31 protein-coding genes are annotated in these 26,484 nt (G+C 63.3%); 21 read left to right on the forward strand and 10 right to left on the reverse strand.

The window, feature by feature from the left end; genetic code table 11:
- Positions 1-96 precede the first annotated feature (96 nt).
- Positions 97-1,596, forward strand: a complete 1,500-nt coding sequence (locus tag ACFHWW_RS23975; protein WP_100673166.1) for a DEAD/DEAH box helicase — start codon at positions 97-99, stop codon at positions 1,594-1,596.
- 10 nt (positions 1,597-1,606) lie between these two features.
- Positions 1,607-2,014, forward strand: a complete 408-nt coding sequence (locus ACFHWW_RS23980) for an NUDIX domain-containing protein (RefSeq protein WP_100673165.1) — start codon at positions 1,607-1,609, stop codon at positions 2,012-2,014.
- 15 nt (positions 2,015-2,029) lie between these two features.
- Here the strand turns inward: ACFHWW_RS23980 and ACFHWW_RS23985 are convergent, their stop codons facing one another.
- Genes ACFHWW_RS23985 through ACFHWW_RS24015 form a run of 7 tightly spaced genes read right to left on the reverse strand, consistent with a single transcriptional unit; the run spans position 2,030 to position 7,812 of the window.
- Positions 2,030-2,347: a TfoX/Sxy family protein gene (locus ACFHWW_RS23985; protein ID WP_100673164.1), complete on the reverse strand. Its 318-nt coding sequence runs from the start codon at positions 2,345-2,347 to the stop codon at positions 2,030-2,032.
- 3 nt (positions 2,348-2,350) lie between these two features.
- Entirely contained in the window at positions 2,351-3,967 is a 1,617-nt protein-coding gene (locus ACFHWW_RS23990) for an NTP transferase domain-containing protein (protein ID WP_338282933.1), read from the reverse strand.
- On the reverse strand, positions 3,964-4,671 hold the full coding sequence (locus ACFHWW_RS23995; protein WP_100673162.1) for an XdhC family protein: 708 nt from the start codon (positions 4,669-4,671) through the stop codon (positions 3,964-3,966). The genes ACFHWW_RS23990 and ACFHWW_RS23995 overlap by 4 nt, the downstream gene beginning before the upstream one ends.
- Before the next feature lie 3 nt (positions 4,672-4,674).
- Positions 4,675-5,007, reverse strand: a complete 333-nt coding sequence (locus tag ACFHWW_RS24000; protein ID WP_018095058.1) for an XdhC family protein — start codon at positions 5,005-5,007, stop codon at positions 4,675-4,677.
- 55 nt (positions 5,008-5,062) lie between these two features.
- Positions 5,063-6,325: a VWA domain-containing protein gene (locus ACFHWW_RS24005; protein ID WP_338282932.1), complete on the reverse strand. Its 1,263-nt coding sequence runs from the start codon at positions 6,323-6,325 to the stop codon at positions 5,063-5,065.
- Positions 6,326-6,330: 5 nt separating this feature from the next.
- The gene (locus ACFHWW_RS24010; RefSeq protein ID WP_100673160.1) at positions 6,331-7,260 is read right to left on the reverse strand and encodes a MoxR family ATPase; all 930 of its coding nucleotides are present in this window, start codon (positions 7,258-7,260) and stop codon (positions 6,331-6,333) included.
- Between the two features lie 24 nt (positions 7,261-7,284).
- The gene (locus tag ACFHWW_RS24015) at positions 7,285-7,812 is read right to left on the reverse strand and encodes a flavin reductase family protein (RefSeq protein ID WP_018095061.1); all 528 of its coding nucleotides are present in this window, start codon (positions 7,810-7,812) and stop codon (positions 7,285-7,287) included.
- Between the two features lie 159 nt (positions 7,813-7,971).
- Between ACFHWW_RS24015 and ACFHWW_RS24020 the strand changes: the two genes are divergently transcribed.
- The 7 genes from ACFHWW_RS24020 to ACFHWW_RS24050 all read left to right on the forward strand — a co-directional run bounded on the left by ACFHWW_RS24020 (position 7,972) and on the right by ACFHWW_RS24050 (position 13,925).
- A complete protein-coding gene (locus ACFHWW_RS24020) occupies positions 7,972-9,060 on the forward strand; it encodes a branched-chain amino acid ABC transporter substrate-binding protein (protein WP_338282930.1) in 1,089 nt (362 codons plus the stop codon).
- On the forward strand, positions 9,057-10,064 hold the full coding sequence (locus tag ACFHWW_RS24025; protein ID WP_338282929.1) for a P1 family peptidase: 1,008 nt from the start codon (positions 9,057-9,059) through the stop codon (positions 10,062-10,064). The genes ACFHWW_RS24020 and ACFHWW_RS24025 overlap by 4 nt, the downstream gene beginning before the upstream one ends.
- A 62-nt stretch (positions 10,065-10,126) precedes the next feature.
- Positions 10,127-10,807, forward strand: a complete 681-nt coding sequence (gene rpe / locus ACFHWW_RS24030; protein WP_275597864.1) for a ribulose-phosphate 3-epimerase — start codon at positions 10,127-10,129, stop codon at positions 10,805-10,807.
- Positions 10,804-11,541 carry a DUF2259 domain-containing protein gene (locus tag ACFHWW_RS24035; protein WP_275599837.1) on the forward strand — a complete coding sequence of 246 codons (738 nt, stop codon included), beginning with the start codon at positions 10,804-10,806 and terminating at the stop codon, positions 11,539-11,541. The genes rpe and ACFHWW_RS24035 overlap by 4 nt, the downstream gene beginning before the upstream one ends.
- Positions 11,541-12,098, forward strand: coding sequence for a hypothetical protein (locus ACFHWW_RS24040; RefSeq protein WP_379941215.1), 558 nt, complete (start codon positions 11,541-11,543; stop codon positions 12,096-12,098). The genes ACFHWW_RS24035 and ACFHWW_RS24040 overlap by 1 nt, the downstream gene beginning before the upstream one ends.
- 63 nt (positions 12,099-12,161) lie before the next feature.
- Positions 12,162-13,469 carry an adenylosuccinate lyase gene (gene purB / locus ACFHWW_RS24045; RefSeq protein WP_018095067.1) on the forward strand — a complete coding sequence of 436 codons (1,308 nt, stop codon included), beginning with the start codon at positions 12,162-12,164 and terminating at the stop codon, positions 13,467-13,469.
- A gap of 150 nt (positions 13,470-13,619) precedes the next feature.
- Complete coding sequence (locus ACFHWW_RS24050; RefSeq protein ID WP_100673155.1) at positions 13,620-13,925, forward strand: PilZ domain-containing protein; 306 nt, start codon at positions 13,620-13,622, stop codon at positions 13,923-13,925.
- Positions 13,926-13,989: 64 nt separating this feature from the next.
- Here the strand turns inward: ACFHWW_RS24050 and ACFHWW_RS24055 are convergent, their stop codons facing one another.
- Positions 13,990-14,799, reverse strand: a complete 810-nt coding sequence (locus tag ACFHWW_RS24055) for a DUF2189 domain-containing protein (RefSeq protein ID WP_100673154.1) — start codon at positions 14,797-14,799, stop codon at positions 13,990-13,992.
- A gap of 164 nt (positions 14,800-14,963) precedes the next feature.
- On the opposite strand from ACFHWW_RS24055, the gene ACFHWW_RS24060 reads away from it, so the two are divergent.
- The gene (locus ACFHWW_RS24060) at positions 14,964-15,518 is read left to right on the forward strand and encodes an alpha/beta hydrolase (RefSeq protein WP_100673153.1); all 555 of its coding nucleotides are present in this window, start codon (positions 14,964-14,966) and stop codon (positions 15,516-15,518) included.
- 26 nt (positions 15,519-15,544) lie between these two features.
- Here the strand turns inward: ACFHWW_RS24060 and ACFHWW_RS24065 are convergent, their stop codons facing one another.
- Positions 15,545-16,783, reverse strand: coding sequence for a LysR substrate-binding domain-containing protein (locus ACFHWW_RS24065; protein ID WP_379941218.1), 1,239 nt, complete (start codon positions 16,781-16,783; stop codon positions 15,545-15,547).
- Between the two features lie 112 nt (positions 16,784-16,895).
- Here ACFHWW_RS24065 and ACFHWW_RS24070 point away from each other — a divergent pair, with 112 nt between their 5' ends.
- From ACFHWW_RS24070 to ACFHWW_RS24100, 7 genes are read left to right on the forward strand one after another with little or no spacing between them, the layout of a single operon-like run.
- Positions 16,896-17,630 (forward strand): PIG-L deacetylase family protein, encoded by a 735-nt coding sequence (locus tag ACFHWW_RS24070; RefSeq protein ID WP_100673241.1) that lies wholly within the window; start codon positions 16,896-16,898, stop codon positions 17,628-17,630.
- Complete coding sequence (locus tag ACFHWW_RS24075) at positions 17,627-18,301, forward strand: 4-carboxy-4-hydroxy-2-oxoadipate aldolase/oxaloacetate decarboxylase (protein ID WP_100673151.1); 675 nt, start codon at positions 17,627-17,629, stop codon at positions 18,299-18,301. Before ACFHWW_RS24070 ends, ACFHWW_RS24075 begins: the two co-directional genes overlap by 4 nt.
- 41 nt (positions 18,302-18,342) lie before the next feature.
- A complete protein-coding gene (locus tag ACFHWW_RS24080; RefSeq protein ID WP_275597858.1) occupies positions 18,343-19,227 on the forward strand; it encodes an NAD(P)-dependent oxidoreductase in 885 nt (294 codons plus the stop codon).
- Between the two features lies 1 nt (position 19,228).
- The gene (locus ACFHWW_RS24085) at positions 19,229-20,746 is read left to right on the forward strand and encodes a tripartite tricarboxylate transporter permease (protein ID WP_100673149.1); all 1,518 of its coding nucleotides are present in this window, start codon (positions 19,229-19,231) and stop codon (positions 20,744-20,746) included.
- 24 nt (positions 20,747-20,770) lie between these two features.
- A complete protein-coding gene (locus tag ACFHWW_RS24090) occupies positions 20,771-21,760 on the forward strand; it encodes a tripartite tricarboxylate transporter substrate binding protein (RefSeq protein WP_379941221.1) in 990 nt (329 codons plus the stop codon).
- Complete coding sequence (locus ACFHWW_RS24095) at positions 21,757-22,263, forward strand: tripartite tricarboxylate transporter TctB family protein (RefSeq protein WP_127710039.1); 507 nt, start codon at positions 21,757-21,759, stop codon at positions 22,261-22,263. The genes ACFHWW_RS24090 and ACFHWW_RS24095 overlap by 4 nt, the downstream gene beginning before the upstream one ends.
- 23 nt (positions 22,264-22,286) lie before the next feature.
- The gene (locus ACFHWW_RS24100; protein WP_379941223.1) at positions 22,287-23,345 is read left to right on the forward strand and encodes a 4-oxalomesaconate tautomerase; all 1,059 of its coding nucleotides are present in this window, start codon (positions 22,287-22,289) and stop codon (positions 23,343-23,345) included.
- Between the two features lie 65 nt (positions 23,346-23,410).
- Here ACFHWW_RS24100 and ACFHWW_RS24105 read toward each other — a convergent pair whose 3' ends face one another.
- A complete protein-coding gene (locus ACFHWW_RS24105; RefSeq protein ID WP_018095079.1) occupies positions 23,411-23,725 on the reverse strand; it encodes an ATPase inhibitor subunit zeta in 315 nt (104 codons plus the stop codon).
- 229 nt (positions 23,726-23,954) lie between these two features.
- On the opposite strand from ACFHWW_RS24105, the gene purC reads away from it, so the two are divergent.
- The 4 genes from purC (at position 23,955) to ACFHWW_RS24125 (ending at position 26,246) form a co-directional block, all read left to right on the forward strand.
- Entirely contained in the window at positions 23,955-24,719 is a 765-nt protein-coding gene (purC, locus tag ACFHWW_RS24110; protein WP_003531407.1) for a phosphoribosylaminoimidazolesuccinocarboxamide synthase, read from the forward strand.
- 18 nt (positions 24,720-24,737) lie between these two features.
- Positions 24,738-24,980 (forward strand): phosphoribosylformylglycinamidine synthase subunit PurS, encoded by a 243-nt coding sequence (gene purS, locus ACFHWW_RS24115; protein WP_003531405.1) that lies wholly within the window; start codon positions 24,738-24,740, stop codon positions 24,978-24,980.
- Between the two features lie 81 nt (positions 24,981-25,061).
- Positions 25,062-25,733: a phosphoribosylformylglycinamidine synthase subunit PurQ gene (gene purQ / locus ACFHWW_RS24120; RefSeq protein WP_338282921.1), complete on the forward strand. Its 672-nt coding sequence runs from the start codon at positions 25,062-25,064 to the stop codon at positions 25,731-25,733.
- A gap of 105 nt (positions 25,734-25,838) precedes the next feature.
- On the forward strand, positions 25,839-26,246 hold the full coding sequence (locus ACFHWW_RS24125; protein WP_324761824.1) for a hypothetical protein: 408 nt from the start codon (positions 25,839-25,841) through the stop codon (positions 26,244-26,246).
- Positions 26,247-26,484 lie beyond the last annotated feature (238 nt).

The following is a 26,484-nucleotide window of genomic DNA, read 5'->3' on the forward strand; positions in this document are numbered from 1 at the left end:
TCGGCGCCTTTGGTCGTATGAGCGCCGCCACATGCTGCTGCATTTTCCAACGATCGATCAGAGTTCATCAGAACCGGAACGGAAACAGTTTCCCCTTTGACCAATTTCGCTGACCTTGGCCTGAGCCAGAAAGTTCTCTCCGCAGTTACCGATGCGGGCTACACGATACCGACACCGATTCAGGTTGGTGCCATCCCGCCGGCGCTTCAGCGCCGCGACATTCTCGGCATCGCCCAGACCGGAACCGGCAAGACCGCATCCTTCGTGCTGCCGATGCTGACCCTTCTGGAAAAGGGACGCGCACGCGCACGCATGCCGCGTACGCTGATCCTCGAGCCGACGCGCGAACTCGCTGCGCAGGTTGCCGAGAACTTCGACAAATACGGCAAGAATCACAAGCTCAACATCGCGCTTCTGATCGGTGGAGTTTCCTTCGACGAGCAGGACCGCAAGCTCGAGCGTGGCGCCGATGTGCTGATCTGCACGCCCGGCCGCCTGCTCGACCATTGCGAGCGCGGCAAGCTCCTGATGACCGGAGTCGAGATCCTCGTCATCGACGAAGCCGACCGCATGCTCGACATGGGCTTCATTCCCGACATCGAGCGAATCGCGAAGCTCATTCCCTTCACGCGCCAGACCTTGTTCTTCTCCGCGACCATGCCGCCCGAAATCCAGAAGCTTGCGGATCGCTTCCTGCAGAATCCGGAGCGGCTCGAGGTGGCGCGCCGGTCCTCGACGGCCATAACCGTTACGCAGCGTTTCGTAGCCGCACACGGCAAGGATTACGAGAAGCGCGCGGTGCTTCGTGAACTCATTCGGTCCCAGGAGGACCTGAAGAACGCGATCATCTTCTGCAATCGCAAGAAGGATGTCGCCGAACTCTTCCGCTCGCTCGATCGCCATGGCTTTTCGGTCGGCGCGCTGCACGGCGACATGGATCAGCGTTCACGCATGGCCATGCTCGCCAATTTCAAGGACGGCAACATCAAGCTTCTGGTCGCCTCCGACGTCGCGGCGCGAGGGCTCGACATTCCCGACGTCAGCCATGTCTTCAATTTCGACGTGCCGATCCACGCTGAAGACTATGTCCACCGCATCGGCCGAACGGGCCGTGCTGGCCGCTCCGGCGCCGCTTTCACGATCATCACAAAGCGCGAGACGAAGTTTTCCGATGCCATCGAGAAACTGATCGGCCAGAAGGTCGAATGGTTCAACGGCGACCTTTCGGAATTGCCCGAGCCGATGGAGAGCCACGACAGCCGTCGCGACCGCGGCAGCGACGGGCGCAAGGATCGGAAGAGGGAGCGTCCCGGCAAGGTTCACGCCGATCGCAAACCTGTCACGGCTTCAGGCAATAATACAGAAGAACTCGAAACAGTCCCGGAAAGGGTCGACGCGGTGAAGATCGAACGCAATGCCGACAGCAAGGATCGTCATAACGGCCGTAGCGACCGTCCCGGCCGCGCGCAGAATGCAGCCAATGACGACAATCGCGACCGTCGCCAGCGCAACCGCCGCGATCATGACGACGGTCCGACGCCGGTCGGTTTCGGTGACGACATTCCGGCCTTCATGCTGATCATGGGCAAGGCCTGATTCTCCGCTGATGGCACTGCCCGGTATCGATTTCCCCGGTCTCGGCTGCGGTCTGGCAATCCTGCGGGATGGAAAGATCCTCCTTTGCCGACGCCTGAAGGCGCCGGAAGCCGGTCACTGGAGCATCGTCGGCGGTAAAGTCGATCATATGGAGCTCGCGCAGGATGCGGCTCGACGCGAGGCGGAGGAGGAAAGTGGCCTTTCCATCCATTCGACCCGCTTTCTATGCATCAGCGAACAGATGATCGAAGCCGATCGGCAACATTGGATCTCGCTGATCTATGTGACGGAAAATTTTTCCGGCGAGCCGCGTCTCACCGAGCCGGACAAGCTCTCCGACATCCGCTGGTTCGACCTGACCGCCCTGCCCCAGCCTCTCTCCCGATTTGCGGCTGATGCGGTGCGGGCGCTCGCCTGAACCCCGCCACTCACCCTACTTTTTCGCCCTGAGCGCGGCCGCATAGGCAAGTCCAACCCAGCGCGCCATTTCATCCGGGTCGTCCCAAGCCGGCTCGGGGATGCTCCAATAGGGCATTTTCACCGGCTTGCCCTTGCCTTCATAGGTCCACTGCCGCGCGCCTGCTTCCTCGAGCGCCGGCGCCGATTCGGCATCGCCCTTCAAAAGAATTTCGCCGTTCACTTCCAACGCAAGAATGATGCCGTCGAAATAGATGCCCTTGCCGCCGAACATGCGGCGAATCTTGACCGGGCCGAGTGTTTCGAAAATCTCCTCGATTGCCGCATTGTCCATCGCTCAATCCCTCAATAGCCCGCCGGCAGCCACTATCGCCTCCGGCGTGTCGAGATCAAGACGCGCCGCAGCACCGAGTTCGACGTCGATCACCGGCAAGCCGCAGCGCTCGACGATGTGCCTCGCCCCGACGTCGCCGACGAGCTGACGGACGGCATGGAAGGTCTCCTTCGGCAGAATGACCGGGTTGCCGCGCTGCCCGTCGGCGACGGCACGCACCACGGCACGGCCGGATTCGGATTCAAAGGCAGCGATCAACTTCGCCAGGTGTGCCGAAGTGATGCCCGGCATGTCGGCAAGCATGACGAGCATCCCGCCGGCGTCGGCATCGAGGGCGGAGAGACCCGCAATCAGCGAAGCCGCCATCCCGCTCGGGTAATCGGGGTTCGAGACGAATGTGGCCTGCAGCCCCGCGAGTGCCGCCCGGATCTCCGCCTCCCGATGCCCTGTTACCACGATCACTCTGCCCGGAGCCGCGGCGATGGCGGTTTCCACCGACCGGCGCACGAGCGGCATGCCCTCGAACTCCGCAAGCAGCTTGTGGCGGCCATCCGGCCCCATCCGGCTCGCCTGGCCGGCTGCGAGCACCACGATCCAGACGGGACCCGGCCGCTTGCCGCCGGTGCCTTCCCGAGGCTGCGGACGCGTCGGGATTTCCTTGAGCAATCCGCCGACGCCGAGCCCGGTAATGTCGGCATTGCTCGGCCACTCGCCCGCGATCAATCGATCGAGAATCCAGTCGAAGCCGTTTTCTCGCGGGCTTCGTGCACATCCGGGAGCACCCAGGACCGGAATATCCCCTAGCCGCCCGAGCACGAGCAGATTGCCCGGGTCGACCGGCATTCCGACGTGTTCTACGACGCCGCCCGCGCGCCGGATGGCGGCAGGGATCACATCGTCCGGATCAGCCACGGCCGAAGCGCCGAAGACGATGATCAGGTCGTGCGAAACGGCAGCGTCCGAGATCGCGGCGGCGACCGCTTCGGTGGTGTGGGCCACGCGTTGCTCGCTATCGAGGCGGCTGCCGGATTGCAGGAGCCTTGCGGTGAGAACGGCGCGCGTCTTGTCCATCACCTGGCCCTTCAACGAAGGCAGCTCGGTCGCCACCAGGGCCGCGCGCCGCGGCGTGAACGGCTTGACTTCGAAGGCCAGATCCGCCCGAAGCAGTGCCTGCGCTCGCTCCACGAGCGCTTGCTGTACCGCCAGCGGGATGATCTTGATCGTAGCCACCATGTCGCCCGCGTCGACGGCAACATGATCGGCAAGGCAGGCGAGCGTGATCGCCGGATCTATACGGTTCAGCTGATCGACGACGGCGCGATTGGCAACGAAAAGACCGGCAACGGTAGCATAGACGTTGACCCGGCCCGTGGCAGCCCGCGAGAATCGCAGATGATCCGGGGCGATTGCCGCAGCTATGCGCGCCGCGGCTTCGTCCTCCGCCAGGTCGTCCGGCTCGAGCCTCGCGACAATGACTTCCGTAAGATCCGCTTCGGCAAGTGCCGCGACATCGTCGGCGCTCAGGCGATGCCCCTTCGCCAGTTTCATGGTGCCGATCTTTACCGAATGGCCCAGGAGAGCGCCTTCGGCATCGGCGAGCCGCACGGGTCCGAACCTCACTTGGCCCCCTCCACCGGCAGGTTCACGTCGCGACGCCGCAGCGCCCCGATGATTTCCGCCAGCACGGCAACCGCAATCTCGGCCGGGCTCGCGGCACCTATATCGAGGCCGATCGGGGCCTTGATACGTGCGATCGCCTCCCCCTGCACCCCTTGCGCCTGCAGGCGTTCGGTCCGAGCCGCATGGGTTTTGCGGCTGCCAAGCGCGCCGACATAGAAGCATCCCGCTTCCAGCGCCGCGCTGATCGGATAGTCATCGATCTTCGGATCATGCGTGAGAGCGGCGAGTGCCGTATAGCGGTCGAGCGGTCGAGCGGGCAGAACGTCTTCGGGCCAGTCTGCAAGAAGCTCGACGCCATGGAAACGCTCGGCCGTTGCAAAGGCGGTACGCGGATCGATGACCGCCATGTCGAAACCTGCGACCGGCGCCAGACGCGCCAATGCCTGCGAAATGTGAACCGCGCCGATCGCGACGATACGTGGGGGCGGCAGATGAACGTTGATGAAAAACGCCCTTTCCTCGACCTTCAGAAGACGGGGCCGGCCCGAGTGCAGCGCTTCGGAGACGGACGCGACCCATTCGGGCGGAATGCGATCGCCTTCGACAAAAGCCTGACTGCTGCCGTCCGAAAGATCGCCGACGACGACGGCGGCGCGCCGCGACGCACGGGCGAGATTAAGTGTCTGCAGTGTGCTCAGTTCCATCGTTCAGCCGTCAATTCGTTCGACATAGACGCGGATTCGGCCACCGCAGGAAAGGCCGACGCGCCAAGCCGTCTCATCGGCCACTCCGAATTCGAGAACCCGCGGCGTACCGGACGCAATCACCTCGGCCGCCTCCGCAATAACCGCGCCCTCGACGCAGCCGCCGGAAACGGAACCCTGAAAATTGCCTTCGCCGTCGATCACCAGATGGCTGCCGACGGGACGGGGCGCCGAACCCCAGGTTTCGATCACGGTCGCGAGAGCCACGGAGCGACCTTGGCCGTGCCAGGTCTCGGCCACCTCCAGAGGATCGAGGATGTTCGGCTCGTTCTGCATGCTGCAACTCCGAAAATTGCACTCAGGCGATGATCCTGCATCGGATCAAGTCACATCACTGTGACGCATTCGCCGGCGCGCGGTCAACGGCCGGCCGTCCATGGTTCAGGAAGCGCCGCGGATCGGCATCGCGCGCTCCGCGCCCGGACAGCGATTTCACCAGATCGGCGACGGATTCCAGGTTGTGGATCGGGCGGAACTCGTCGACATGCGGAAGCATGGCCCTGACGCCTCGGGCGCGCGCCTCGAAACCGTCGAAACGCAGCAACGGATTGAGCCAGACGAGACGGCGGCAGGAGCGATGCAGGCGATCGATCTCGATCTCCAGTTCGGCCGTATCGTCGCGCTCGAGCCCGTCGGTCATCAAGAGGACAACGGCCCCCTGCCCGAGCACCCGGCGCGACCAACGGCGGTTGAATTCGTGAAGCGTCTCTCCGATACGCGTGCCGCCCGACCAGTCCTTGACCGCCGCGATGCAGTCGTCCAGCGCCTCGTCGGGGTCGCGGTTGCGCATCTGCCTCGTGACATTCGTCAACCGCGTCCCGAAAAGGAAAGTATGGACGCGATGGCGCTGTTCGGTCAGGGCGTGCAGAAAATGGAGGAATATCCGGGTATACTTGCTCATCGATCCGGAAATGTCCGCAAGCACGACCAATGGCGGATGGACGAGCCGCGGCTCGCGAAAGCGCGGCAGGATGAAGTCCCCGCCGAACCGCATGGCATCTCGCATGGTGGAGCGCGGATCGATCCGCACCGGGCGGTGGGACCGTCGATAGCGGCGCGTGCGTACCCGGTCGAGCGGCAGCAGGATTGCGGACAATGCCTTTCTTGCCTCCGCGATCTCCGCGGCCGTCATCTGGCCGAAATCCGCCTTGCGGAAGAGTTCGCGCCCCGAGACCGTGTAGCGTGCGTCGACCTCCACCTCCGGCGCTTCGCTTGGCTGCTGCGCGCCATCCCGGCCGGCAAGAAGCGCATCACGGACGCGTTCTTCGCCGGCGCGCCGACGCCGATCCTCCCCGGAACGGGGCATGGCAATGGGGGACATGAGCGCGATCATCTTGTTCACCAGATCCGGCGAGCGCCAGAACAGCCGGAAAGCCTCGTCGAATACGGCCTGGTCTTCATGCCGCTTGACGAAGGTGCATTGGAGCGCTGCATAGAATTCGCCGCGGGAGCCGATGCCGATCAGCTTCACGGCACCGATCGCATCGGCGATGGCGGCCGGACCGATCCGCAGTCCCGTCCGCCTGAGGGCACGGGCGAAGAAGACGATATTATCGGCGAGCCTTCCATCATTCGCATGGGCTCCGGCGGTCATCCTGCTCAGCCCTGCGCCAGCAATTCGGCCTTCACCTCGGCAAGCAGGCGGCGGCCTTCGGCACCTTCGATCCGGGCGATGTCGTCCTGATATTTGAGGAGCGTCCCGAGCGTATCGGCGACCGTCTCGGGATCGAGCGCCAGCGCGTCGAGCTCCGTGAGTGCCGTGGCCCAGTCGATCGTTTCCGCGACGCCGGGGTTCTTGAAGAGGTCGAGCGCCCTCAACCTCTGAACATAGGCAACGATCTCGCGCGAAAGCGCCGCGTTGCAGCCCGGGACCTTGCGGCGGATGATCTCCAGTTCCTGCGCCGCCCTGGGGTAGTCGACCCAGTGATAGAGACAGCGCCTCTTCAAGGCGTCGTGGATTTCGCGCGTCCGGTTGGTGGTGATGATGACGATCGGCGGCTCGTCGGCCCTGATCGTCCCGAGCTCGGGGATCGTGACCTGGAAATCGGAAAGCACCTCCAGGAGAAAGGCCTCGAAAGCTTCGTCGGTGCGGTCGAGCTCGTCGATCAGGAACACCGGCGCCCGCCCGGCCGTCGTCGATATCGCCTGCAGCACCGGCCGTCTTATGAGGAACCGCTCGGAAAAGATGTCCCTTTCCACTCTCTGGCGGTCGACGGTGCCCGCCGCTTCCGACAGGCGGATTTCCAGCATTTGGGCGGGATAGTTCCATTCGTAGACGGCCGAGGCGACGTCCAGTCCCTCGTAGCACTGAAGCCGGATAAGGGGTCGGTCGAGGGCGCGCGCCAGCACCTTGGCGATCTCGGTCTTGCCGACGCCGGCCTCGCCTTCGAGGAATAGCGGGCGCTTCATCCTGAGGGCCAGGAAGAGAACGGTCGCAAGCGCGGTTCCGGCGAGATAATCCTGCGCCTCCAGCATCGCCCTCGTCTCGTCGATGGACTGAGGCAGCTTTCCTGTCACCTGTCTCGCCATGCTTCCTCCCGCGTGGACGAAAACCTATAGCGTGTGATATCCGCGGTCCACATAAATGAGCGGTGGCTGCTTCGGGCCGAGCTGCACATCCACGACCTCGCCGATAAGGATGAGATGTGTGGCCACTTCCTTGACTTCGATCAGGCGGCAGTCGAAGGCAGCGATCGCCTCGACGAGGATGGGTGCACCGGTCGTGCGCTGCGTCCACCGGCCGAGGGCAAAACGTCGTTCCATGTCGAGCTGGTCGCGGCCAGAAAAGGCGTGAGCCAGGGCGTGATGCTGGGAGCCGAGCAGGTTCAGCGCGAAACTGCCGCCACGCGAAAAGATGTCGTTGCGCCGGTTGGCTGCGTTGAGGCAAGCGAGCACTGTCGGCGGATCGTCCGATACCGAACAGGACGCGGTGATCGTGACGCCACGCCGCTCCTTGCCATCGGCCGCCGTGATCAGCTGCACATGCGACGACATGCGGCTCATCGCATCACGGTAGGTTATCGGGTCCAGCCGGGTCTTCTCCAACACATCTCGCTCCGGAACGATATCTCGCACATACATAGACTCTCGCGGAAAATATGAAACCCGGCGATGCGAGAATCTTGCGGATCAGCGGCGCTTGCAATCGATGCGGCGACAAAGCCTCGTTATACCTCGATCTTTTCCTTTGACGGGCGCGCCCACATCCTTAAAACATGGCGGTCGATAGCGGGAAATGACATGCCTAGATCAATCGCCACCAGCCTCTTTGTCGCTGCACTTGCGCTGACCGGTCCTGCTTTCGCCGCCGGCGTTAAGGTCGCGGTCGTGGCTCCCGAGGAAGGGCCTTTCGCCTCCCTCGGCAGGCAGATTTCTGCCGGGGCAGCATTCCAGGCCGGCGACCGCGGAAGCCAGGTGATCCCGATCAACGAAACCTGCGATCCTGCCGGCGGCGAGGCGCTGACGAAGGCCCTGCTCGCAAGCGGCGCTGAAGCGGCGATCGGCTTTCTGTGCACCGAGAGCCTTGAGGCCGCGCTCCCGGCCCTGGCCGAAGCCGGCATTCCAGCGATCACCGTCAGCGTCCGTTCCGACATCCTCATGGAGGACGCACTCAAGAAGGAGTGGCCGTTCTATCGCCTGGCGCCGGGCGGCAACGCTGAAGCGGCGGCGATCACCGATGCCATCGTCGCGAACTGGAAAGGCAGGCCGCTCGCTCTGATCGACGACGGGACGATCCACAGCCGCGAGCTTGTCGAAAGCGTGCGCAACGGGTTGGCCGAGATCGGCATAACGCCGGTTTTCACCGACACCTACCGCCCCTCGCAGGAGCAGCAGGTGAGCCTCGTTCGGCGACTGGCGAAGAGCGGTGCAACGCATGTCTTCACCGGAGGCGATCGCAACGATACGGCGGTGATTGCGCGTGACGCGAAAGCGGAAAACGTCCCGATAACCCTTTTTGGCGGCGACACGCTGAACGCTGCCGATCTCGACGTGCCGCTCGAGAACGGCGTCCTTGCCATGACGATACCCGACCCCGCACGATCGTCGGAGGCTGCGGCGGTGGCAAAGGCCATGCGCGCCGCCGAGATCGAGCCCGAGGGATATGTTCTGCCCGCCTTTGCCGCAGTGTCGCTCCTCGAGCAGGCAAAGGACCAGGCGGCAAAAGACGGCAGCTCGCTTGCCGATGCCCTGACGAAAGGACCCTATTCGACGGTGCTCGGGCCGATCGGGTTCAACAATGCGCACGAGCTTGCCGAAACCCCTTACAGGCTGATGCGATGGCAGGACGGGCGTTTCGTCGATGCAACCGCTACGGACAATATGGAATGATGCGGAAAGGGGCCAGAAATCTCATCACGGACGTGCCCGGATTGCTGGTCGGCAATGCTGAGGATGTCAGGCTGAAATCCGGGGTTACGACCGTGCTTTGCGATCCGCCGGCGACGGCCGCCGTTCAGGTTCTCGGTGGCGCTCCCGGTACGCGCGAGACCGAGCTGCTTGCGCCCCACAATACGGTCCAGGTGGTCGATGCGATCGTGCTCTCCGGTGGCTCGGCCTTCGGCCTCGATGCCGCCTCGGGCGTTCAGGCGGCGCTGCGCGAGATGGGGCGCGGTTTCGCCGTCGGCCCGCATCGTGTGCCGATCGTGCCCGCGGCGATCCTCTTCGATCTGGCAAATGGCGGCGACAAGGATTGGGGACGCTACGCTCCGTATCGCGATCTCGGCTACGAAGCGGCGCGAGCGGTATCGGCGGACTTCGGCACCGGCAGCACCGGCGCAGGCACGGGCGCGCTTACGGCGACCTTCAAGGGCGGTCTCGGCTCCGCGTCGACGGTGCTGGCCAATGGGATCACTGTCGGCGCCCTCGTGGCCGTGAATGCCGTCGGCTCCGCGACCGTCGGCGACACACCTCATTTCTGGGCTGCACCCTTCGAGATGGACGACGAGTTCGGCGGGCTGGGCCAGCCCACGCCCTGGCCGCAGGACGCCGCTACCCCGCGCTTCAAATTTCGGGAGCGGCAAGCGTCGGGGACGAACACGACCATCGCAGTCATAGCCACCGATGCGCTGCTCACCAAGGCGGAGGCCAAGCGTCTGGCGATCGCGGCCCATGACGGCTTTTCGCGTGCCCTGTGGCCGTCTCATACGCCCCTTGACGGCGATCTGGTCTTCGCGCTTTCGACGGGCACGAGCGGAAAGACGCCGCTGCTTCAGGACTTCATCGATCTCAGCGCCGCGGCAGCCGCCACGATGGCCCGTGCGATCGCGCGCGGCGTCCATGATGCACGAGATGCCGGAGACGATCTGATACCTGCCTGGTCCTCACGCTCCTGATCTTCGCGCCGGTTGTTCGGGAGGCCCGAGAATGCTATGGCGCGGGAAAGAGCCGGAGCCCGATGATGACCCACCCAATTCGCATTGCCCCGTCGATCCTGGCGGCCGACTTCTCCAAACTCGGCCAGGAGGTTCGCGACGTCGCCGAAGCCGGCGCAGACTGGATCCATCTCGATGTCATGGATGGACATTTCGTACCGAACATCACCTTCGGGCCCGACGTCATCAAGTCGCTGCGCCCGCACACCCGGGCCACCTTCGACTGCCACCTGATGATCGCGCCGGCCGATCCCTTCCTCGAAGCCTTCGCGAAGGCCGGTTGCGACATCATAACCGTCCATGCCGAAGCAGGCCCGCATTTGCACCGCTCACTGCAGACTGTGAAGTCGCTCGGAAAGAAAGCCGGCGTCTCCATCAATCCGGCGACGCCGGAAAGCGCCATCGAATATGTCCTCGACACCGTCGATCTCGTTCTCGTGATGACGGTCAATCCTGGCTTCGGCGGCCAGAAGTTCATCGGCGCGACGGAGGAGAAGATCCGGCGGATCAAGGCAATGATCGGCAGTCGCCCGATCGAGATCGAGGTGGACGGCGGTATCGCGCCGGATACGGCCGGCGTCGCAGCGAAAGCGGGCGCCAATGTGCTGGTCGCCGGCTCCGCCATCTTCAAGGGCGATTCCGTCGATGCGTATCGAAGCGCCATCGAATTGCTCCGCACACAGGCGGAGAAGGCACGCGGATGAAGGCGCGCGCAGCCACTGCCGGCATCATGGTGGCGATGCTTGCCGCGTCCGGTGCCGCGGCCGGTGACTATGCCGCCTTCCAACCGATCGGCTTTTCATCGGATGGCGATGTCTTCGCCTTCGAGGAATACGGTATCCAGGACGGCTCCGGCTTTCCCTATTCGACGATCTACGTTCTCGACACCAATACCGACGCCTTCCTGCCAGGCGCTCCCGTGCGCGCCGTTGCGGAAGAGGACGGAGCCGATCTGCACACGGCGCGCGGTGAAGCGCACAGGCGCTCTGCGCCGCTCATCGATGCCTATCGTCTCCACCACACGCCGGGAGTGCTCGCCGCCTATAATCCTGTGACCGAGCTCGATGCAGAGCCGCGCACACTGACCTATTCCTCATTTCCCGCCGATGCATCGTTCCGCAAGGTTTATACGCTGAAGCTCGAAGAGAAGGTCTTCGAACCGGAAGGGATTTGCGAGGGCTTTCTGAAAGAGGTCAAAGGCTTCCGTCTGACGATGACCGAGAAGGCCGGAAAACCCGCAGCGGAAATACTCGAAGACGATCAGCGGATCCCACTGAGCCGGCGTTGCCCGACGAGCTACCGCATCGGCGGCGTCGTGACCCATGTCAAGGCCGATGGCTCCGAGGTCCATGCAGTGATGATCCTGGTCGAGTCGCTCGGCTTTGAGGGCACCACCGACGGCCGCTGGATCGCGGTACCGGTGCGGATTCCCGGTTGATGGAGGGGAAGGCCGCGGTCCGGGCAAAGGTGCTCATAGCAGACCTGGACCGGCCCAAGCGCTTCCGTCTCGCGCATTCGGTTCCGAGCCTGCGGGAAGCGATCCTGGGCGCGCTCTGCTGGGGCTTCGCGATGGCGCTCTCGGCGTGGCTTGCACTTTGGTGGCGGGAAAATGACGCCACCTTCCACCTGAAAAGCATCCTCGCGCTTTACGCGTGGGGCGGCCTCATCGCATGGCCGCTCTCGCTATTTGCCGCCCGTTGCCTGTCGCAGAACCGACCGGTCGAGACACGCTTTTCGGCCTTTTTCCTGTGTCTCACCGCCGGCACGATCGGAACGACGGCATTCCTGTTCGCGCTCGACTACCGCGCTTTCTATGCGCAGTGGCATGCGACGACCGGCACTCCCACCTGGATGTTCCAGTTCGCGTTCACGTCGCTGGCCGCCTTCTACCAGTTTCTGGTCCTTGGCGTTCGCCTTTATCTGCCGCTCGGTGCCGTCGCGCTCGTGGCAACGAGTCTGCTGCTCGCGCGATCGGACGCGCGGCAACGGCGTTGAGCTTCACCGCCATCTTTGATAGAGGCACAGCCATCCTCCACTCTCGACGAAAGCTTGAAGCCCATGATCTCCCGTTACTCCCGGCCGGAAATGGTGGCCATCTGGTCGCCGGAAACCAAGTTCCGCATCTGGTTCGAGATCGAGGCGCATGCCTGCGACGCCTTGGCCGAAATCGGCGTAATCCCCAAGGAAGCTGCAAAGACCATATGGGAAAAGGGCGGCGCGGCAACCTTCGACGTCGCCCGCATCGATGAGATCGAAGCCGTCACCAAGCACGATGTCATCGCCTTCCTCACCCATCTTGCGGAATTCGTCGGCCCCGACAGCCGCTTCATCCATCAGGGCATGACCTCTTCCGACGTGCTGGACACCTGCTTCAACGTTCAGCTCGTCCGCGCGACCGATCTCCTGCTCGCCGATCTCGACAAGCTGCTCGAGGCGCTGAAACGGCGTGCCTTCGAGCACAAGGACACGGTAACCATCGGCCGTTCGCACGGCATTCACGCCGAGCCGACGACCTTCGGCGTCAAGCTCGCGCTTGCCTATGCGGAGTTCGACCGCTGCAAGCAGCGCCTTCTCGCTGCACGCGAGGAGATCGCGACCTGCGCCATTTCCGGAGCGGTCGGCACCTTCGCCAATATCGATCCCCGCGTCGAGGAACATGTGGCAGAAGCACTCGGCCTCAAGGCTGAACCCGTCTCGACCCAGGTGATCCCGCGCGATCGCCACGCGATGTATTTCGCAACGCTCGGCGTCGTCGCCTCCTCCATCGAGCGTCTCGCAACCGAGATCCGGCATTTGCAGCGCACCGAGGTCCTGGAGGCGGAGGAATATTTCTCTCCGGGCCAGAAGGGCTCTTCCGCCATGCCTCACAAGCGCAATCCGGTGCTGACGGAGAACCTGACGGGACTCTCCCGCATGGTCCGCGCCTTCGTCGTTCCGGCCATGGAAAACGTCGCCCTGTGGCACGAACGCGATATCTCGCATTCGTCGGTCGAGCGCATGATCGGTCCGGATGCGACGGTCACGCTCGATTTCGCGCTGGCCCGGCTGACCGGCGTCATCGACAAGCTTCTCGTCTACCCGGACAATATGTTGAAGAATATGAACAAGTTCCGCGGACTTGTTCACTCGCAGCGTGTTCTTCTCGCCCTCACCCAGGCCGGTGTTTCGCGCGAGGATGCCTACCGGCTCGTACAGCGCAATGCCATGAAGGTCTGGGAACAGGGCAAGGACTTCCTCGAAGAACTGCTCGCTGACACGGAAGTCCGTGCAGCTCTTTCCGAAGAGGACATCCGGGAGAAATTCGACCTCGGCTATCATACCAAGCACGTCGACACGATCTTCCGGCGGGTTTTCGGTTCCGTCTAGGTAGAACGGAAACCGCTGATCCCGGAATGGCGCACGTTTTCCATGGCCCGCATTTGACGTCCTTCGTTCAAATGCGGGCGAAGTCTTTAGCGGTCCTTTAGGTGCTCCATGTGAAGCTTGCGCCTGTCGCAATCAGGTTTCGAGAAAACCATGGTTTACAAGGACAGCCTTCAGCGCGCCTCTTCGCGCGAAAAGACGAAGATAACCGGGACCGTCACGTGCAAGACAGGTTCGACCAACGGGATTGTGGTCGATCTTTCCGACGAAGGCATCTGCTTCAGGCTGTTCTTCGATATCGGCGCGCGCACCGGTCAGGAAGTGACGATCCGGAGCGAGGAGCTCGGCTTTCTCTCCGGCATGGTGCGCTGGGTCCGCGGCGACAGGATCGGCATCAAGCTGAACCTGTCCTCGAACACGGCAGCCCAGATCTCATCCTATTACAAGTTCTTTCGCTGATCAGTGGCGATCCGAGCGGGATGTTGAGGCGGTCGCTCCCAACCCCCCGCTCGAGCGGGAGACGCTATCGCGCCGGACCGGCCGGTTCCACCAGCTTGCGGTAGAGATGCCACGTCGCGTGGCCGAAGATCGGCATGATGACGGCAAGACCGACGAAGACCGGGATGGAGCCGATCACCAGTCCGGCGGCGATGATCAAGCCCCATAGGGCCACCGGCACCGGATTGGCGAGCGTCGCTCTGACCGATGTTTCCATCGCCGTCAGCGCACCGACGTCGCGATCTAGGAGCAGCGGGAAGGTGACGACGCTTATCGACAGCACGACGACGGCAAAGACGAAGCCGACAAGATTGCCGACCAGGATCAGGTTCCACCCCTGCTCGGTGGTGGTCACACTGGTCCAGAACTCCGAGATCGAAGCCGGAGGCGTCGAACCGAAGATGGTTAGATAAAGACCCTGGGCGACCAGCAGCCAGACGACGAAGATGACGAAGAGGACAGCGGCAACCGCGAGGATCGAGGGAATTGCCGGATGGCGATGCAGCCGCATTGCGTGCGGCCACCGCGCGTCCATGCCGAGTTCGCGACGCCTGCTGACCTCGTAGAGGGCGATGGCGGCAACAGGCCCGATGAGGGCAAAGCCGGAAGCGAGCGGATAGAGCAGCGGCAACATGTTCGCTCCCGCACTCCACGTCATCAGCACGACGCCGGCGATTGGATATATGAGGCACAGAAAAACATAATGCGACGGCTTTTCCCGGAAGTCATCCAGCCCGAGACGCAACGCGTCGAACACATCCGCAATGCCAATCTTTCGTATGCCGGGATGCGCGACGGTCGGATCTGCCCCCGACAGAACATGGAAGGTTGTCATGGCTCACACTCCTCAACGAACCAGAGCAGCCACGGACCCGCGACAGTGGTGTTAAAAGATGGGCCGCTGTCGAACCGCGACTGTGAGTGTGATTATACAGAAAATGCCGCCTCTGTCGCCTCCGCCTTGACTTCGGCCTTTTTCGACTTCAAATCGCGACGATCATGAAGGTTTCCGAAACACATATCCTCATCGTTCCCGGCTACACCAACTCGGGCCCGAACCATTGGCAGACCCGATGGGAGCGTAAACTGTCGACCGCGCGCCGCGTCGAGCAGGCAGAATGGTCGAAGCCGGTGCGGGAGGATTGGGTGGCGCGCATGATCGAGGAGGTCAATGCCGCAGAGAAGCCGGTCGTCATTGTCGCGCATTCGCTCGGCGTTGCCACGGCGATCCACGCACTGCCTCACTGCACGCGGCAGATTGCCGGCGCATTCCTGGTTGCGCCGCCGGACGTCGCCAACCCGAATATCCGGCCGAAGCACCTGATGACCTTCGGCCCCTATCCGCGCGATCCCCTGCCCTTCCCGTCGATCATGGTGGCCAGCCGCAACGATTCCTTCGGCTCCTACGAGCACGCCGGCGACATCGCCAACGCCTGGGGATCGCTGCTCGTCGATGCCGGCGACGCCGGCCACATCAATACGGAGTCCGGCCACGGCCCCTGGCCGGAAGGTTCGATGGTCTTCGCCCAGTTCCTGAGCCGCCTGCGGGCGTAGGACACGTCAGCGTTGGACGCCGCAACTCACGCCTGGCGGAGACCCGCTGCCGCCACACGCAGGTATTCGAGAAAGGTCTTCTGAAGCCTGCTCGGCAACCAGTTCTCCCGAACGGTGACACCGATCGTGCGCGTCCGGAGCCGGCTGCGCACCTCATCGGCGACCGGAATGCAGCCAAGGAGATTTTCTCTTTCCTCGATGGCGATCTGGCGGCGAGAGAGCATCGACAGCCGGTCGCTTTCCAGAATGATGGCACGCGTGAGAACGAGCGAGCTCGTCTCGATACTCGCCCTTGGCGCGTCCCCGCAACCAGCAAAAAGCGCATCGAAGGCGGCGCGTATAGGCGTGCCGGGACGCTGGGCGACCCATTGCTGGGCGGCGAGCTGGTCAAGTGATGCACCCTTTCCGCTGCTGTTGAGAAGCGGGTGCCCGAATCGTCCGACCACCGCGTAGGGGTCCTCGAAAAGGGGCTCCGCCCGCAACCCCTCGAGGTCGTTGCCCGAACGCAGCGCTCCGATCAGAATGTCGCTCGCGCCGGTGCGCAACTGCTGCGACAGAGCCTCGTAGGAGCCATCCATGACTTCCACCCGGGCATTCGGGTGCTCCGCCATAAGGGGGTTGACGGCGCGCGCAATCAACAGGGTGCGCGCAAGCGGAAGACTTGCAATCTTGATCCGCCCCTCCATTCGCCCCTCGATTTCGCGGATTTCATCCAGCGCCTGCTCCAGTTCGGTGAGGGCCACCTGCCAGCGCATCGCGAGGCGGCGGCCTAGTGTATTCGGCCCAACGCCGGCCGGGCTGCGCATGAGGATGGTCCTGCCGATATTGGTCTGCAGGTCATGCAATGCCCGGTGCAGCGCCGCCGGCGAGCCGCCGCCGCTGCGCGCCGCCTCGGTGATGGAACCGTTGCCGGAAAGGGCGATCAGCGCCTCGATCTGCCGAAAGGTTATTCGCGCGATACATTTGGCGACCAGCGTCGGATCGCGCTGCGAACTCATGCCGAAGAGCTCGGCCAGCGCCAATGCGATCTGGTTCTCCATGCGGCGTATCCGCGTCAAGAGAACCTCGCCGGCCGCCGTCGGCTGACTGCCGGCAGCATAGCGCGACAGGAGTTTCGCGCCGAAGCGGCGCTCGATCCCCGCGAGCGCCACCGAGACGGCGGGTTGTGAAATGTGCAGCTCGGCGGCCGCGCGGTTGAGGCTGCCCGTCTCGCAGACCTGCATGAAGACCCGCAGATGCCGGATGTTGATATCCATTGCGATCATCTGTGCTCCGGAGGCAGATTCGAAAAAAACTATAGCTCGGCTCGGCTTTCGTATTAGCACTCGGGCCCTGTCGGATGCCAGTGTCCACTCCGAAGAATGAAGGAGCATGGATATGCATCAAAAGACCGGACTCGTCGTCAGCGCTCATTCGGCCGACTTCGTCTGGAGGGCTGGCGGCGCGATCGCCGCCCACGCAAGACAGGGTTATGCAGTCACAGTCGTTTGCCTGTCCTTCGGCGAGCGCGGCGAGTCGGCGAAGCTCTGGAAGAAGTCGGGAATGACTCTCGAGGCCGTGAAGGCGGACCGTCGGCGCGAGGCGGAAAACGCCGCGAAGGCGCTCGGCGTTCGCGATATCCTGTTCTACGATCTCGGCGACTACCCCATGCAGGTGACGCCGGAAGCCTTCGATCGGCTGGTGGACCTCTACCGCGAAATACGCCCGGAGTTCATGCTGACGCACTCGCGGCAGGACCCTTATAACTTCGATCACCCGATGGCGACCGACTTTGCGCAGCATGCGCGTGTCATAGCCCAGGCGCATGGGCACAAGCCCGGCACGCCCGTACTCGGCGCCCCGCCTGTCTATCTCTTCGAGCCGCACCAGCCGGAACAATGCAATTGGAAGCCAAACTTGCTGCTCGACATCACCGATGTCTGGGAGAAGAAACTGGCGGCAATCAAGTGCATGGAGGGACAAGAGCATCTCTGGGAATATTATACCCGTGTCGCCCTCCAGCGAGGCGTCCAGGCCTCGCGCAATTCCGACTACAAGATCACCTATGGAGAGGCCTACGAGGCCGTCTTTCCGCATGTCACCGGTACACTAGGACATGGAGCGCTGGCATGAGCGTCGTTCACCGAAATATCGAGCGGACCGGTCAGAGCCTTGTCGATGCCCTGGCGGAGTGCGGCGTCGCGACGGTCCACGAGGCGATGGGCCGCACCGGCCTGATGCAGTCCTATATGCGCCCCGTCTGGCGCGGGGCGCGCGTGGCGGGTACGGCGGTGACGGTCTCGATACCGCCTGCCGACAACTGGATGATCCATGTGGCGGTCGAGCAGTGCCGCGAAGGCGACATTCTCGTGGTCGCACCGACCTCGCTGTGCGACGCCGGCTATTTCGGCGAATTGCTTGCAACCTCCCTTATGGTGCGTGGCGTGCGCGGTCTGATCATCGAGGCCGGGGTCCGGGACGTCAGCGAATTGGAGGAAATCGGCTTTCCCGTCTGGTCACGGTTCGTCTCGGCACAGGGAACGGTGAAGGCGACGCTTGGTTCGGTCAACGTGCCGATCGTCTGCGCAGGCGCCACCGTGGCCCCCGGCGATGTCGTCATCGCCGACGACGACGGGGTCATGGTCGTGCCGAAAGCGCAGGCAGAACAAGCCGTCGCGGCCTCGCGCGCGAGGCTTGAGAAGGAGCGCAAGACGCGTGAGCGGCTGGCCGCCGGCGAACTGGGACTGGACATCTACGACATGCGCGGCGCACTCGCAGCCAAAGGACTGAAATACATCGATTGAAGCGGGAGATGGCGCAGGAGCCATTTCCGCAGGGAGGACGAATGACCACGATTGCATTCATCGGCTTCGGCGAGGCTGCGCAGTCCATCGCCGGTGGGCTTGGCGGCCGGAACGCCGCACGGCTCGCCGCTTACGATTTGCGCTTCAACGACCCGGCTGCTTCCGACGCCCTGCGCGCACGGGCGGCGGAACTCGGTGTCGAACCGCTCGACGACGTGGCCGGCATTGCTTCCGCGGATGTCGTCCTGTCGCTCGTCGTCGGTGCCGCGACGAAGGCCGTCGCCGCCTCGGCGGCGCCGCATCTTTCCGGCGAGGCGGTCTTCATCGACCTCAACTCCGTCGGGCCGGACACCAAGGCCCTCGCAGCCGGCGCGATCGCTACCGGGAAGGGCAGCTTCGTGGAAGGCGCCGTCATGGCGCGCGTGCCACCCTATGCCGAGAAGGTTCCGATCCTCGTCGCGGGCAAGCGTGCCGTCGAGGTGGCGGGGCGCCTGAACGCGCTCGGCATGAACCTCGAAGCGGTCGGCGATACCCCGGGCCAGGCTTCGTCGCTGAAGATGATCCGTTCGGTGATGATCAAAGGTGTCGAGGCCCTGCTGATCGAAGCTCTGTCCTCGGCGGAGCGGGCCGGCGTTACCGAGCGCATTCTTGATTCGGTCCAGGAGACCTTTCCCGGCCTCGACTGGCGGAATGTGGCCGACTATTACCTGTCCCGAACCTTCGAGCACGGCGCCCGTCGCGTGACAGAGATGACCGAAGCAGCCGAGACGATCGAATCGCTCGGACTGAACGCCCCCATGTCGCGGGCTGCCTGCGAGACGATCGCTGCCGCTCATGCGGCGATGAAGGATCAGGGGCTCTCCGTAAATGACGGCTATCGCGGTTTCGTGCCGGTGCTCGCACGCCGCCTGGCGAAGGACAGTTGAGATGGACGGTATCTTACAGTCGCTCGGCGTCATCTTCAGCCTTTCCGGCGTTGCCGTACTCGTCACCGGGGCCCTGCTCGGGATCGTCATCGGCGCCCTGCCCGGGCTTGGTCCGTCGATCGGATTGAGCCTGCTCATCCCGTTCACCTACAATCTCGGCCCCGAGCTCAGCATGCTGCTGATGATCTCGCTCTATACCTCAGCCGAATATGGCGGCTCTATCAGCGCGATCCTCCTGTCGACCCCGGGCACGGCCGCCGCTGCGGCGACCGCGATCGACGGCTATTCCATGGCTCGACAGGGCAAGGCGAATGAGGCGATCTCGATTTCGCTGACTGCCTCCACCGTCGGCGGGGTTCTCGGCGGGCTTGCGCTGCTGCTGCTGGCCATGCCGCTCGCCTCGCTGGCGTTGAAGTTCGGACCGGCCGGGTACTTCGCCGTCGGCGTGTTCGGCCTGAGCTCGGTCGCGGCACTGTCCGGTGGTTCGCTGGTGAAGGGTCTTGCCTGTGCCGCCTTCGGTCTTGCGCTGGCGACGGTGGGCATAGATCCGATCGCCGGCACGCCGCGCTTCACCTTCGGACTTTTCCAGCTCTATGAGGGCGTACCGTTCCTGGCGGCACTCATCGGCCTCTTCGCCGTGTCGGAAGCGCTCGCGATGGTCGAGAGCCGCGTGGTGTCTGCGCCGTCCATCAAGGACAAGGTCGGCCACGTGTTCATGTCAGCGGCCCTGTGGAAGGAAACCTGGCGCTCCATGCTCTCCGGTTCGGTCATCGGCACCCTGCTCGGAATTCTTCCCGGTGTCGGCGGCAACATCGCCTGCTGGGTCGCCCGCGATTATGCCCGCGCCCGCGACCGTCATCCCGAAGAGTTCGGCAATGGCTCCGCAAACGGCATCGCGGCACCTGAAGCCGCCAACAACGCCACGGTCGGCGGCGCACTCGTGCCCCTCCTTGCGCTCGGTGTCCCCGGTTCCCCGACGACCGCGATCATGGTCGGCGCACTCATTATGCACGGACTGCATCCCGGTCCGCAGCTCTTCAACGAGGCGCCGTCGCTGGTCTATGCGATCCTTTTCGGGACAATCATCGCGTCGCTGGTGCAATATGCCGCGGGCTCTCTTTTCCTGCCGCTCATGGCCCGGGTGATGCGGCTGCCCGACGCGGTGATCGCCGTCGGCATCATGGCCTTTGCCGTTCTCGGCGCCTTCGCCATCCGCAACCTGATGTTCGACGTCTACCTGATGCTCGGCTTCGGAGTCGTCGGCTATCTGATGAAGAAGCTCCGCTTCCCGGTCGCCCCCGTCATTCTGGCTATGGTACTCGGCTATCTGGTGGAGTCGAACTATCGTACCGCGCTCGTGTCCTCGCAAGGCGACTACACGATCTTCGTCACCGATCCGATCAGCCTGATCTTCCTCATCCTGAGCCTCGTCAGCCTGCTGACGCCGCTTTGGCGACGGATCCAGGCGCGCCGCGCCAGTGCGCGGACCGAAGAAACGGCGGACTGCACTGTCCGTTGAAAGCATCCAACTGGAGGAGAAGACATGAGTATTACAAGAAGAACGTTCGGCGCGCGCATGGCAGGCGCGGCTGTGGGGCTGGCCCTCGTCCTGTCGGGATTTGCAGCACCGGCGAACTCCCTCGCCGCGGAATTTCCGGAAAAGCCGGTGACGCTGGTGGTTTGGGCGGGTGCCGGGGGAGCGCTCGACACTTACGGCCGCAAGCTCGCCGAGCTCCTGGAAAAGGAGGCAGGGTGGACGGTGAAAGTGGACAACAGGCCGGGCGGCAGCGGCGCCGTCGGCGTCTCGCAGATCATGACGCAGCCGGCCGACGGCTACAACATCCTCGTCCTCACCGGGACACTGACCTTCGGCATCGCCCAAGGCCTCATTCCCTTCGAACTCGAGGATTTCCGCCTGCTTCGGGCCATGCAGTCGGAGCCGTCTTCGCTTGCAGTGCTTTCCGACAGCCAATTCAAGACCGTCGACGATTTCATCGGATACATGAAGGGCAATCCGAACGGCCTGAAAGTCGGCGGCCATGCGCCCGGAGGCTTTCATCAGTACATGCTGTACCAGCTCATGAAGAAGGGCGGCTTCGAAAGCGGCTGGATCCCGCATGACGCGTCGGGCAAGGTGACGCTCGGCCTCCTCGGCAAGCACCTCGATGCTGCCATGATGACGCCATCGACCGGCCTTGCGCAGGTCAAAAGCGGCGAAATCAAGCTGCTTGGCGTTTCGACCGACGAGCGTAGCGCATTCCTGCCCGACGTACCGACGTTCAAAGAGCAGGGCTACGACATCGAGGGGGCGGTCTGGCGCGGTATCGCGGTAAAGGCGGGAACACCCGACGACGCCGTCGGCGCCATCCAGGCTGCAGTGGACAAAGTGACTGCATCCGAGGACTGGAAGAAGTTCCAGACCGAGCAGTTCCAGGATAGCCCCGACTGGAAGGAAGAGGATTTCACCAAACGGGCGCAGAGCGATCTCACCAACCAGCTCGAATTCCTCAAGGCCAACGGATACGTCGAATGAGCGGTCACGCATCGGGTGCTCCGGAACATGATCTCTCCGCCGGCCACGGCGGGGAGGCACCTCACGGGCACTATTGGCAAAACCTCGTCGCGGCTCTTGTGTGCATCGGCTGGAATGCGGGCTTCCTGCTGTTGAGCCTCGGGCTGCCGGCTGGACATTCACGAGGCGATGTCGGGCCGGGTTCGCTGCCCATTCAGGTTGCTGTCTTCGGTACGGCGGTGTCGGCTGTCTATCTCGTTCAGGTCCTGAGGGGAGTCGATCTCGGCGGAACGCACGGCAGGGTCGACATTGCGCGCGTCAGCGGCCTGATGGCCCTCTTCGTCGCCGTGTGTCTCGGCGCGAACTGGATCGGGCTGGCCCTTTGCCTCGGAATCGGCGCGGGCGTGGCGACGCTGCTCTTTCCGGGCGAGAAGCCGCTCGTCCGAGCCGCAGCAACCGGGGCCGGCTTCTGGGCGATCGCCTATCTGGTATTCGGCAAGCTGCTCGCGCTTCCTCTTCCTTGAAACGACCTGACAGGAGTGAACACATGACGCCAGACGGTATTGCGTGCATGATGATGAGAGGCGGCACGTCGAAAGGCGCCTATTTTCTCGCGGACGATCTTCCGACCGACGCTGGGGAGCGCAACCGGCTCCTGCTGCGCATCATGGGGTCGCCCGACCAGCGTCAGATCGACGGCATTGGAGGGGCCGATCCGCTGACAAGCAAAGTGGCCGTAGTCCGCGCCTCGGCTCGGCCCGGTTTCGACGTAGATTTTCTTTTTCTCCAGGTCTTCGTCGATCAGGCACTGGTAAGCGACAGCCAGAATTGCGGCAATATCCTTGCCGGCGTCGGCGCTTTTGCCGTCGAGCGCGGGCTGGTCGAAGCCGCGGAAGGCGAAACCGCCATCCGCATCTACATGGAGAACACGTCCCAGTCTGCTGTCGCGCGCATCCGCACCGCGAATGGCCGACCCGTCTATACGGGCGACGCGTCGATCGACGGGGTGCCGCATCCCGCCGCCCCCGTCTATCTGACCTTCACGGACGCCGCCGGCTCAAGCTGCGGCGCATTGCTGCCCACCGGCTCGGCCGCAAACGAGATCGAGGGTGTTGCCTGCACGCTGATCGACAACGGAATGCCGGTCGTGGTCATGCGGGCGGCGGATTTCGGCCTGACGGGATATGAGAGCCGCGAAGAGTTCGAGGCGAACGAGTCTGTCAAGGCGCGTATCGAGCGCATCCGCCTCGCCGCAGGACCGCTGATGAATTTGGGTGACGTCACGAAAAAGTCGGTCCCCAAGATGACCTTGGTCGCCCTTCCGGTGAATGGCGGCGCCATCATGACCCGCAGCCTAATTCCCCACCGCGTGCATGCTTCGATCGGCGTCTTTGGCGCGCTCAGCGTGGCCACGGCATGCCTGCTGCCAAACAGTCCCGCAGCGTCCCTCGCCACCTTGCCGGAGGGCGAGGAAAAAACCCTGGCCGTCGAGCACCCGACCGGCCGCATGGAAATCCTGCTTCGGCTCGACGACGCCGGCAGCGTGGAGGAATGCTCGTTTCTACGAACCGCGCGAAAACTCTTCGATGGTCGCGTCTTCGCATGACAGCGGGGGCGCTGCTCAAAAAAACACCGCCCGGTCTCTGCCGGGCGGCGGCATGCAGGTGTCGTTTAGTTTTTCTGTAGCTGTGCAACCGCTTCCGAGAGCAATTCAATCATGCGGACGCGAATGTCGTCCTCGGATATGGCAACGCCAGCCGCGTCGAAATCGGCCTTGATCTTGCGCACGACGTCCTCGTGCCCGGCCTCTTCGAAATCCGCGGCGACGATCTCGCTCGCATAGGCTTCCGGGTCCGACTTGGCGAGAAGACCGGCGGCCCAAAGGCCAAGCAGTTTGTTGCGGCGCGCGGTGGCCTTGAACCTCAATTCCTCGTCCAACGCGAACTTCGCCTCGAAAGCCTTCTCGCGATCCTGCATCGTCGTCATCAATCGATCTCCCTGAAAAATATGCTGCCCGAAGCACCGTCGCCATAAACCAAAAGGCTCTCGAAAGTGCAATGCGCCTTTTCGCCTTCGGCGACTTTCATGATAGCCTAATCTAATCCGGGGATGGAAAGACACGCCGATTGTTAATTGTCTTCTTTTCGGATATGGACCCGCTGAGAAAATTCCCAATGCGCCTCCCAAGAGCGCCAACAACCACAGAGACAGATCCATGAATCGTCGCCGCCGTATCTACGAGGGCAAGGCCAAGATCCTTTACGAGGGTCCGGAACCGGGCACGCTGATCCAGTTCTTCAAGGACGACGCCACCGCCTTCAACAAGAAGAAACATGACGTCATCGACGGCAAGGGCGTACTCAACAACCGCATTTCCGAGTACATCTTCACGCATCTGAACAAGATCGGCATCCCGACCCATTTCATCCGCCGCCTCAACATGCGCGAGCAGTTGATCAAGGAAGTGGAGATCATCCCGCTGGAGATCGTGGTGCGCAATGTTGCCGCCGGCTCTCTCGCCAAGCGCCTCGGTATCGAGGAAGGCACCGTCCTGCCGCGCTCGATCATCGAATTCTATTATAAGGCCGACGCCCTCGACGACCCGATGGTCTCCGAGGAACACATCACGGCTTTCGGCTGGGCGAGCCCGCAGGAACTCGACGACATCATGGCGCTCGCCATCCGCATCAACGATTTCCTTTCCGGCCTCTTCCTCGGCGTCGGCATCCAGCTGGTCGACTTCAAGGTCGAATGCGGCCGCCTCTATGAGGGCGACATGATGCGCATCGTCCTGGCCGACGAGATCTCCCCCGACAGCTGCCGTCTCTGGGACATAGAGACGAAGGAAAAGATGGACAAGGACCGGTTCCGCCGCGATATGGGCGGACTTGTCGAAGCCTATCAGGAAGTGGCCCGCCGCCTCGGCATCATCAATGAAAACGAGCCGCCGCGCGGTTCGGGTCCGGTGCTGGTCAAGTAATCTCGGGGATAAGCAAAAGTGATCAAGGCACGCGTAACCGTGACGCTGAAGAACGGTGTTCTCGACCCGCAGGGCAAGGCGATCGAAGGCGCTCTCGGCGCTCTCGGCTTTGACGGAATCGGCCAGGTGCGACAGGGCAAGGTCTTCGATCTGCAGCTGGAAACCGCCGATAAGGCCAAGGCTGAAGCCGACCTCAAGGCCATGTGCGAAAAGCTGCTCGCCAACACCGTTATCGAAAACTACAGCATCTCCCTCGCCTGACGGCGGGGGCGGCCATTGCACTGCGTTGAAACAGCCCCGGAAATCCTTATATGCCGGGGGCAAAGGCAAGATAGGTACGTCATGAAGTCCGCCGTCGTTCAGCTTCCTGGTCTCAATCGCGACCGCGACATGATCGCGGCGCTGACGAAGATTTCCGGCAAGGCGCCTGTCACCGTCTGGCAGACCGAGACCGAAATCCCGGATGTGGATCTGATCGTCATTCCCGGCGGCTTTTCCTACGGGGACTATCTGCGCTGCGGCGCGATCGCTGCACGGATGCCGGTGATGCAGGCGATCAAAGCCAAGGCGGAGCAAGGCGTACGCGTCCTCGGCGTCTGCAACGGTTTCCAGATCCTCGTCGAAGCGGGCCTCCTGCCCGGCGCGCTGATGCGCAACGCCTCGCTGAAGTTCGTCTGCCGCGAGGTGAAGCTGGAAGTCGTCAACGCCGACACCGCTTTCACCCGCGCCTACGCCAAGGGTCAGGTAATCCGCAGCCCTGTCGCCCACCATGATGGCAACTATTTCGCCGATGCGGAAACGTTGAAGGCAATCGAAGGCAGCGGCCAGGTCGTGTTCCGCTATGCCGAAGGCACCAATCCGAACGGCTCCGTCAACGACATCGCCGGCATCCTGAACGCGAAGGGCAATGTGCTCGGCATGATGCCGCATCCGGAAAATCTGATCGAGTCCGCCCATGGCGGCGCGGACGGCCGAGGACTCTTCGCCTCGGCGCTGGACGTAATTGCTGCTTAAGTTTTGTCATGTAGCACTACGGGCGGAAAACCACTTCGTACTTATGAAATTGCTCCGGTCGCCGCTGGAAGGCGGCATTCGCCACCAGTTCCCGTGAGACCTCCTATGTCATCCATTGTTAACGGACGTTCCTTTGCGCTCGCCTGCGTTGCCGCCAGCCTGACGCTTGTCGCCGGTTGCCAGTCGGGGCGCCCCGCCGCACCGGCCGCGAGTTCCGCCGCGCTGCCGACCATGGAGCGCATCGCTCTCGGCGCGAATGGCTGTTGGTTCAAGTCGGGCGATGCGGCGTTCAAAGCCTATCGCCTCGCCCCCGAACTCAACTCCTTCTCCGGACGCCCGCGAATCCTGATAGTCCCGCGCAAATCACCGGAATCGCGCCCGCTTGCCGTGGTCGAGGCCGAGGGTCAACCAGCCCGCCTGCAGGCCTTCGGCCCGCTGATGAGCGAGCCCGTAGGGACGCGCATCGCCGCGGATGTGCGCCGCTGGGCCGCCGGCGGCAAAGGCTGCAGCTGATCCGACCAACTTCGGCAACGCGCCCTTCCGCGGGGCGATGCTCTCACGGAGGAGTCCAGCCAATCTATGGTCTGGAAAGACTCTTCCGCGCCGCAGACGCGGCGCTGCTGGATCCCTGTGACGAGCACTGTTGGGGTGGACGGCTCCCAACGGCATCGCAATGTGCCAGAGTGAGTCGTTAAGATATCAATCGAGGGAGACCGTCCGTGGAGCAGATTATCCGAATTGGCATGGATAC

The organism is Sinorhizobium sp. P24N7 (assembly GCF_042436655.1).
In the GTDB taxonomy this organism is placed as follows: domain Bacteria; phylum Pseudomonadota; class Alphaproteobacteria; order Rhizobiales; family Rhizobiaceae; genus Sinorhizobium; species Sinorhizobium meliloti_A.